This is a genomic window from Pseudomonadota bacterium (assembly GCA_016927275.1).
Classification (GTDB): domain Bacteria; phylum UBA10199; class UBA10199; order 2-02-FULL-44-16; family JAAZCA01; genus JAFGMW01.
Map to the genome: position 1 here is coordinate 67,128 of JAFGMW010000095.1, position 8,677 is coordinate 75,804.

The 8,677-nt window shown below is 65.9% G+C and carries 2 protein-coding genes; both read left to right on the forward strand.

All coding sequences use genetic code 11. The features are described 5' to 3' along the window. Positions 1-44 precede the first annotated feature (44 nt). Entirely contained in the window at positions 45-8,090 is an 8,046-nt protein-coding gene (locus JXA24_06740; GenBank protein MBN1283449.1) for a hypothetical protein, read from the forward strand. A 9-nt stretch (positions 8,091-8,099) separates the two neighbouring features. Next, on the forward strand, positions 8,100-8,677 hold a 578-nt coding region (locus JXA24_06745), incomplete at its 3' end, for a hypothetical protein (GenBank protein MBN1283450.1).

Here is an 8,677-nt window from a genome sequence, read left to right on the forward strand (position 1 = left end):
TAACAAAGGCCCCGGGGCAAAGACCCCTCACAGAGGACTGCTCAATGGTGAGAATCAAAGACGGAGAAGGAAGGATAAGCACTATCCCGCCAGGACCCATGGGCGACGAGGCGGCGCAGCCTGCGAAAGCGCCGGAGAGCGGCCGGCCGAGGGACAGCTACGCCCCTCCCCACCGCGGCCCGAGGATCATCGGCTCCCGCCGCAAGACCGGCAGCGAGCGCATATTCGAGGAGAGATACAAGAGCGATTACGGGATGGAGTCGGTCTTCTTCCTCGCCCGTCAGATAGGCGCCGACGACCCGCTCGGCAAGCGCGAGAGCGAAGCGCGGCACGTCATGACCAGGGCGCTCAGGATGCTGCGCGACGAGGCGAAGAATCACGCCGAGGGCTGGAGGCCGGGCGACAGCATCATAGAGAGGGCGCTGAGGACCGGTTACCGCGAATACCACGGAAACTCCCCGATGTCCGGCGAGCTCTTCTACGTCTTCGACCATTTCAAGTGCCTCATCGAGGACGAGGCGGAGGAGCTGGGCGTGGCCGGCAAGCTGAGCCGCAAGAAGGCGGCGGCAAGGGAAAGGCTCGGCTCGCCCGAGGCGTTCGCCCGCCGGGCCCTGAGGGCGGTCGAGCTCGCGGGCCGCGCAGGCGTGATCGCGCAGGAGATGCCGGACGGCGCCGAGGGGGCGGAGGGCGCGATCGATCTCGCCACGGAGGCCGAGGCCCTCGCCGCAAAGCTGAAGGGGCTTGGGGGCGACACAAACTCCATCGCGCGCAGCCTGAAGAGGAGGGAGGCGCTCGAGGACGCCATGGTCGCGATGGAGCGCATCGAGGCGATCGAGGATGATATCTCGCTCGCATACCTGCGCTCCGGCGCCGGGGAGAACTCGAGGCTGGCAGGCTCGATGATCGGGGAGCGCGCGCCGGAGATCGACAGGTGGTTCGCGGAGAACGGGGCCCTGCTCAGGGCGGACCGGGCGTCGGTACAGGGCGCGCTCGAGAACTACGTGGCCCTGTGGCTTGCCGAGAACCAGGGGCGCCCAGCCGGGCGGATCGGGTTCTCGAGCCGTTCCCTCAGGGGCGCCGCGGCGTCGCTGCGCTCTTCGTTGATGGGCCCGGACGAACTCGGCAGGACGAGCGACGCCCTCAAGAGGCTCGTCTGGGAGCTGGCGAGGGGCGTGCCGGGCGACGACGGCGAAGAGACGACCTCCTCCTCGATGGACTACGGGCAGTTCGCGCAGTCGGTGGGAAAGGGCATAGTCGATTCGGCCCAGCGCTTCCGAGAATCGATCATCGACGGGACTGCCGAGGGGGCCCCGGTCTCGGAGGAGGAGCGCAGGAAGGCGGCCGACGCCTTCCACGGCCTCTTCATGCAGTACGCCATCGGCGCCGCAGCCGCGCACCCCGGCAGGGAGCTGAGGGATGCGCTGATCGAGAACGGGCTCGAGCCCGAGATCACGAACTCCATATACCGGAACCCGGCGCTCGCGGCGGCGTTCGGCACGGCCGCGATCGAGATGCTCTCGAGGTTCTTCTCGAAGGACGTGAGCGCCAGGCCATCCCCGCCGATCGAGGCCCTGGTGCCCGCATCGCTCGCGCCCGATGCGGCGCCTGCGCAGGCGCCGGCAGACGGTGAATACGTGGAATACTCCGACGGGATGGCCATGCGCGACTTCGTGCGAAGGATGCCCTTCACCGTCACGAAGGCGCTGGCGGCAAAGTTCAAGGAGGCCACGGGCTACCCGATCGACCGATTCCTCCTCTGGGGATCGAGGAGGGCCCACTCCGGCGAGATGAGCGAGGCGATGTGGTCTTTTCTCATCAACGCAGCAGCAGATGAGGGCGGGCTGAGGGACCTCGTCCGCTCGTACCCGCCCGAGGGGCAGAGCCGGGAGGAGTGGTTCGACAAGGTCGCCGCGATGGGGACGTTCGAGGAGCTGGCCGCCTTCGCGGCAAACAACAAGCCCGCTCGCTCGAACAGCTCCGACTGGGAGAGATACGTCGAGCACTGCGAGAAGACGGGGATGCCGGAGGAGATAACGGTCGAGCCAAGGACGAAGGTGGCGCTCAGGGCCGTCATACCTGCGCTGGCCTTTCTCAAGGAAGAGGCTGCGAAATACGGGATGGCGGTGGACGTGTGGGACTACCTCGCGGCGATATACCCCGCAGCGAGGAGGATGAGACAGTCCGCGAAGGACGGCGAGATAATCATCAAGGTCCCCTCGTTCATGGCGAGGACCGCGTTCCAGAACTGGAGCCTGGAGAGCTGGGCGCGCAGGATAAGCGCCGAAAATCTCATCATCAACGTGGTGAAGTCCACCGTAGAGAGGCACAGCGGCGGTCATGTCGAGCTGGCCGAGCGCTGGAACATGCGAAAGTACACCAAGCCGCTCGCCAACACAGACCCGGAACTGGAGCGGATGCTCACCGACTTCGGCGAATTCCTCCGCTTCGTCCGCGTGCTCGACAGCTCGGGCCTGATCGCGGACAAGAGCGGCAACCGGCTGAGCTACGCCCAGGAGCCTGTGCAGAGCAGGTTTGCCGCCCGGATAGAGTTCGACCACTCCACTTACCTGAAGGCGGACAAGCCCTACTTCCCCGACGACGAGAGGCTCTTCACCGAGGCCAAGAGGGGCATCTACAGGTCGGCGCTCGAGATCGCCGGCGAGTTCATAGGGAACCTCAAGCTCCTTCCGCGGAATACCGCGATAAAAAAGGCGGACGGGACCGAGGTCACCGCGGAGGACCTCGTCAGGGAGCTGGCCGAGTACGCCAGGCGGGAGAGCTACTACCGCTGGAGCCTGCGGCACAACGATTCGATCCCCTACGCCTCGGACGACTACAGGAAGGAGATCCGCGAGTTCTTCTCGGAACTGAGGAGATGGACCCGCGGGATCGTCTACAACTCCAACATACAGGGCACGATCTTCACCGGCCACGGGCCCACGAGATTCGTTGCGGCGAGCAGGCTCGAGGGGCACAGGGCCGGCTTCGAGCGCAGCGCCCTGCCGGTCCTCTACTTCGACGACCTCATGGAGGCCAGGAAGAGATTCGGGTGGGACGCGAAGCGCATTGAGGACCTGATCGCAATCCGCATCCTGGCCCACACCGCAATATCGTGGGGCGACCTCGAGCGGAGCAAGATCAGAAACACCGCCGCGCTCGAGGACGCGGTCAGGAAGGCTTGGACGGGCGACGCCGCCTCCCTGCGCAGGGCGGCTGCCGACTACTCGCGCCTCGAGAAGGAGCCGCTCGGATACAACTTCGAAGGCGCCGAGGCGGGTCTTCGGATACTCAGGAGGTCCAACGGGGCGCACGCCGTCCGCAGGCCGATCCTCGCGGGCGCCCTCCCCTCTGTCTCCTGGAAGGAGCAGTGGCGCCGCCACGCGGTCGACATGGGCCTCTGCCCGCAGGCGACAGACCTGGCCGTCGCGGCGATGGAGCGTTACTTCGCCCGGGGCAAAAACCTGAACGTGTACTCAGAGGACGATCTCTCGGCCGCGGTCGAGGCGGAGCTCGCCTCTTCCGGCTGGACCATGCCCGGCATGGGCGCGGAGGAAACAGCGGGCTGCCTCGTCATCCACATAGGCTTCTTCCTGCCGACTCTGGGAGTGGCCGGAGAGAGCGATGCGGCGGCACCGGCGGAGAACGGCGACAGGCCGGAGATGATGGCGGCCAGGCAGGTGGCGCAGCGGTACATGGCCCCCTTCCCCCAGATGGTCCGAAGGGGTCTCAACGTCAAGACCAGGGTCCCGATACTCGAGGACCGCCTCCTGCAGCTCGCGACGCTAGCCGCCCTCGAGGACAAGGACGGGCATCTTTCTCCGCAGAGGGTCTTCATAGCGGCAAGGGCAATAATCGACGAGTACAACTCGAGCGCCGGCGAGCAGTCCCCGCTCAGCTCGGTGGCGGACGTGCGGATCGACGGCTCGGGGCTCGCGGGAGAGAGGCTCGCGTCGTTTGCCGCATCGCGCGCCGCAGGCGCGGGAGGCGTCAACCTCACCGCGGTGAGGCACGCATACTTCAGGCTATACGACGACTTCATGAAGGGTCGCGAGATAGACGGCCAGAGGATGACGGAGGCCCTGACCGCATCTGCGGAAGGATCCCCAGTCTCCGAGGAAGAGATGACTCTTCTTGCGGAATTCATCGAACACCAGCGGCAGGCCATGATGTCGTGGAGGGCGGTCGTTCGGGACCCGAGGTCCGGCCTGGTCGCCCATCTCAGGCAGAACTACTCTTTCCAGGACGCGCGGGTCGACGTGACGATATTCGAGTCGTTCGCCCTCAGGCTCGCGGACGCGAGGATCGCGAGCGCCGCGGGGGCCGAGCCCGTGGAGATATCCTCCGGACTCGCAGCGCAGACGCTGGCCGCGGACATCGCGGCGAAGAACCAGTTGGCGGCCTTCATGAGGTCGACCCTCTCCTCATGGATGCAGGTTTCCGCCTCGCGCATCGGCGAGCACCTGGACCTGGTGAACATGGAGATGGCGGAGCTGGCCGGGAGCACCGGCGAGGTGCCGCCTTCGGGCAGGGCCCTCCTGGAGAGGGCGGCCGATCGCCTGGGCATCCCCGGCGCAGAGGCGGTACTGGCCGACGAGAGGACCCTCTTCCTCCTCGACGAAATCCGCGGAACAAAGTCGCGCGAGGAGCCGCTTCTCAAGTCCGCGCAGCGCCTGAAGGCGGCCGCCGAGGAGAGGATAGCGGCCGAGCGCAGGCAGAGGCGCGAGATCGAGCTCACAGCCGCCGAGGACACAATAGCGGAGACGGCGGGGACCGCCGGGGGATTCGCATGGCGCATGGCCGAGGTCCTTTCGACCTGGCAGGCCATGAAGCCCCCCTCCGAACAGGACTACGACTCGCTCAACAGGATGGCCCACTCCATAGACTCTGAAGTCGCGAGGCTCAAGCCCATCGGAGAGTCGTTCCAGCCGCTCGAGGCGGCGATACGATCGGCGCAGTCGGTCATCGACGGGTACGGGGCCCACGATGAAAATCCATCGCTCGCGCTCTCGCTCCTCGAGACAGGCCGCGACCTCCTCTGGAGGTCGACCTCGCTGCTCGCCGAGGCGTTCGACGAGGCGGTCCTGATCATGGACAGGATGGAGAGCGCGCGGAAGCTCGCCGAGGCGAACAGGGAGCGGCTGGCGTTCGAGCGCAGGCTCTCCGGCGAGCTGGCTAACGTCGATCGGATCATATCGGAGCTGGACCCCCTGATCTCCTCAGAGACCATTCTGGAAGGGGAGGCGCAGAAGATCATGGACGCTTCCGGCAGGATCTCATCGCTGTTCTCGGGGGACGGTCCCATCGATCCCTCGACCTTCGCCGATGCGGCAGAACAGGCACACAGGCACGCCGAATCGGCCGAAGCGATGGGAACTGGGAGCGGCGAGATCATATCCAGGATAGAGGCGCTGATCGGCGGCGCAGGTACAACGCCTCCGCGGATCAAAGAGGCGCTGGCCGGCCTCGAGGAGATCGCTTCATCTGCGAACGAGGACCAGTTCGACGAGATCGACGCGGCAATGAAGTCCCTCGCCGAGAAGGCGGCCGGGGCCCGGCGCACCCTCGCGCAGATCAGCGCGACGATCGGGCGAATCGCAGAAGAGACTGCCCGGATGAAGGCGATACTCATCGGTGCGGAGTCGCGGCTGCCTGTATCGATGCTCGCCGCCATGCCGGATCCCCTCGAGGTTGAGGGGAAGGGGATAGAGGAGCGGATCCACGAGTTCAACCGCGGCGAGAGCAGGAACGATCCCTTCAGGAGGCACGGCAGGGCGATAAGGGATCTGGCAGATAGCGCCATGGTCCTTTCGCTGGGCGACGCGTCGCATCTGCTCTCCCGAAGGGAGGCGGCCAGCGTGGAGCAGTGGCTGAGAGGCCCCCGCGACACCTCGCTCACGCTCCAGGACGCCTTCGGTGCGAACGTGAGGATCGACAAGGGGCTCATGGGCGCGAGGCTCGTGGCTGCGGCCGACCTCCCCGAAGGCCATCCTTTTGCGACGATGATCGAAAACCTGAGGATGGCTATCTCCGGGAACACGAACGAGGCGCTGCTCATCTCGCTTCTCGCCAGGCCGGTCGCACGCGCCCTCCTCTCCGACCTCCTCGTCGCCCTCTCGGGCATCAGGTGCAAAGACGAAGAGACGGCGCTCAAGATGGTCAGGATCTGGGCCCTCTCGCAGAGGGAGAGCATCTCAGCGACGCTCGACGAGCGGCGCGCCCAGAGGTTCTTCGCCGTGAGCAGGACCGGAGTGAGGGACCCCGACTACACCGAGGAGGTGCACAGGGGGCTGGCGATTGCCTACTGGAACGTGGTCAGAAAACCGCAGCTCGGCGAGCTCAGGGTCAAGGGGACGCGAAGGAAACAGTTCTTCAACGTCGACGTCGAGCGCGTCCGCGCGAGGCTCGCGGACCGGGCGCGCGCTGAGGCGGATCTCCTTGCGGGCCGCCTCACGATCGAGCACTACGTGCCTGAGAGCGACCGGTGGCGCGTAGTCGACCTGAGGGCCGCCGGCGCGACCTCGCTCGAGCAGCTCGATCTTGACGCGACCGCGATAGGGGAGGACCCGGAGAGCATAAAGCTGCACCAGATAATGCTATCGATCTACAGCGACCCGGAGCTCATGGACCTGGGATGGCTCTTCAAGATCTCCGAGAGCGACATGCCGGCGCTCCACCGTTTCCTCACCGACCTCATAATGCCCCTCGCCCGCACGAAACCGGGCAGGACCGCCCCTCTCACACTCGAGGAGGCGCAGAGGGAAGCGGTCGGAGCCTTCCTCTCAATCAGGGACGGCCTGCTGGGGATGCCGGAGGTGGAGAGGGTGAAGGAGTCGATGATATTGGAATGGCTCAACGCACCGCTCGAAGCGAAGGCGGCCGGGGACCTGGCCGCCGCGGCGCTCACGGAGGAGGCAAAAAAGGTCGGATACGACATCGAAGCCACAGTCCGCGCGGTGGAGGCCCAGCTGAAGACGAACATCGCGGTGCGCCACACGATAGCGAAGGCGTTTTTGATCAGCGTATGGAAGAAGCTCCACGAAGACCCGGAGTACAAGAGCATCCTGAACCTGACGGACCTCTACCTCATGGCCGCAGCCAAAGGGGACAGGGACGACATCAGGAAGGCCGGAGAGCGAATACGGGAAACCTATGCCAGACTGAGGCCGCGCATACTGCGGGAAAAGAAACTCCTGCAGGTTGCAACCGGCATGCACTCGCCGGAGATCGCGGCGCCGTTGGCCGCGCCTGACGAGAAACTCAGAGCCACCCACCCGGAGACAGGAAAGGTGGGATCGAGCCAGAGCTGGGGGCTGGTAAGACACCTGGACAAGGAGCCGGCCGGGCACAAGCCGCACACCGCCGCGATGATCACCTCTCTCCGAAGGCTCGTCCAGCTCTTCCCTGAATTCGCCAACGCGGCCGCGCTCATGATCGTGTCGCACGATCTCATCTGCGACAGCACGGCGATGGCCGTGGCCGGAATCGTCGCGGACTACGATTCATCCGAAGAGCACAAGAGGGGCCCCGCGATAGAGGCGTTCCGCGAGAGGTTCCGCGCCGCATACGCCGAGGCTGCCGTCAACGTGCGGGCGTCGATCGTCGGAAAGAGCGTGGGCGAGATGAGCCTCGCCATGTGGCTCACCGGCGAGGAGTCGCCCTGGGAGACGAGCCTGGGCTGGGAATCGTACAGCAGCGAAGAGGTCGAGCTCTTCCTGGACGAGGTGGAGGCCGCCGCAAAAGCCGCCGGTAAGAGAGTTCACGGAGACAACGGCATCGCCGACGCGTCGTCGAAGAAGAGACGAAGGAACGGCGGCGGGGGCGCCAATGGCACGGGCGGCGCAGCGCCGGCAGGCCCCGGTTCGCCTGCAGGCGCGCCCGGCGGTGCGACGCAGGCATCGGGGGCGACGGCCTCTCGCGCCTCCTCGCGGACGCCGCCGCCCGGATACGCGCGCGTGCGCATGAACGGCCTGACGCAAGGGATCGCAAATCCGATTCGCGTGCCGGGACTCGCCGCAGGATCGGCGGCGTTCGCCGGGGCGCGCACGATGCCGCCGACGCTGTTCATGGCCTCGGCCCGGGCGTTTTTATGAGGGGAAGATATGATCCTAGATGACAAACGGCTCGGCAGGATAGCGGCGATACTCGCGGAGATGACCCGCGAGGCGCACGAGGAGGAGAACGTGCGCAAGGATGCGGCCGCGTTCTTCAAATCGCTGCGCCGCCTCGAAGGCGGCGGAGCGGAGCTGTGCGCAAACAAGGACGCGATAAAGGTCCTGACGCAGCTGATCGAGGGCCGGATGTCCTCTCAGGGGTCCAAGGTGGACATCCCTGCGAGCGTCAAAAATTTCAAGCGTGATCCGGGGACGTTCATGAAGTACCTGATGGCCATGAACCCCGCGAAACTTGCTGCCCAGGGCCTCTCGCGCGCAGCCTGGCTCTTCTCCGGGGACAGCTTCGCCCTCGGGCTCGTGCTCCTGACGCTGCTGGAGGAGAAAGTATCGGCCCCGAAGACAAGGCCCGGCAAAGCAAAAGGGCCCAATTCGCCGACAGATGCCGCGGACGGAGTGATGCGCAAGAGGGGACGCCCTCCCAAAAATAAGACCGCCCCTCAGGGGGTGGACCCCTCCGGCGCTTTGGTCATAGTGAAACGCAAGAGGGGCCGCCCGCCAAAGCAGCC

Excerpts from the sequence above, each read along its gene's own strand:
- JXA24_06740 (MBN1283449.1), top strand. The coding sequence starts at position 45 with ATGGTGAGAATCAAAGACGGAGAAGGAAGGATAAGCACTATCCCGCCA.